The 918-nt window shown below is 62.0% G+C and carries 2 protein-coding genes; one reads left to right on the top strand and one right to left on the bottom strand.

The features are described from left to right. Nucleotides 1-633: SMC-Scp complex subunit ScpB (locus EOA23_RS35060; protein WP_145966621.1), on the top strand; the 633-nt coding region annotated here is incomplete at its 5' end. A 26-nt stretch (nucleotides 634-659) separates the two neighbouring features. Here the strand turns inward: EOA23_RS35060 and EOA23_RS35055 are convergent. Next, nucleotides 660-918: DUF5623 domain-containing protein (locus tag EOA23_RS35055; RefSeq protein WP_127307349.1), on the bottom strand; the 259-nt coding region annotated here is incomplete at its 5' end.

Genomic DNA, 918 nt, shown 5'->3' with positions numbered 1-918 from the left:
CTGGATCACCTGCCGCCCGAGGTGCGCTGGCGTGAATGGATGAACCGCGTCGAGGCGACCATTTTTGCTGCCGGCGAACCCGTCGGCCGCGAGACGCTGGCGCGAATCGTCGGCAAGAGCTGCAGCATCGATCTGCTTATCGACGACATCCGCGAGGAGTTGCGCGGCCGACCCTATGACCTGATCGCCGTCGCCGGCGGCTGGAAGCATCTGACGCGGCCGGCCTATGCCGATGCCATCCGCACCGCGGTCGGCGGAAGCGAGCACGCGGTCGACCTCACGCAGTCCGAAGTCTTGGTGCTCATGTGCATAGCCTACTTCCAGCCGATCACCCGTGCCGAACTGTCGTCCTTCTTCGGCAAGGAGATCAGCCGCGATCTGATCGGCAACCTGCGCGGTGCCGGCCTGATCGCCTCCGGCCCCCGCAGCCCGACGCCCGGCGCGCCCTACACCTATGTCACGACCAAAGAATTCCTGCTCGAGTTCGGTCTCGATACACTGCGGGACCTTCCCGACTTCGAGACGCTTGAGGACGCCGGGTTGCTTTCAAAGGAGAAGCTGCTTGCGGGCGGCATCATGCCGGCGTTTTCAGACTCCGGCATGAGCGATACTGACGTGGCCATCGACGAATAGCGGGCCGGTGCGAGGGTCGCTAACCATCACCCCATCTTCTCGAGCGACGCGACCGCGAGATCGATTTTTCCCATGAGGTCTCTCATAGGCGCACAATCAGGATAGTGCTGTGCCAGCATGGACTGTGCGAGGCGCAGGTTTTTAACGTGCTGTTCGCCAGTTTCTGGCTTTCCGCCGGTGGAACTCTCTCCGTAGTAGAGGTCGAAAAATACCGCATCGGACATGGCCTGCCGATCGTGTTCGCATTGAACCCAGTCATCAAGCTCGCTTCGGACGGCATCAATG

The sequence above is a fragment of the Mesorhizobium sp. M2A.F.Ca.ET.042.01.1.1 genome, from assembly GCF_003997405.1.
GTDB lineage: Bacteria > Pseudomonadota > Alphaproteobacteria > Rhizobiales > Rhizobiaceae > Mesorhizobium.
This window is presented reverse-complemented; position numbering and strand designations above follow the sequence as displayed.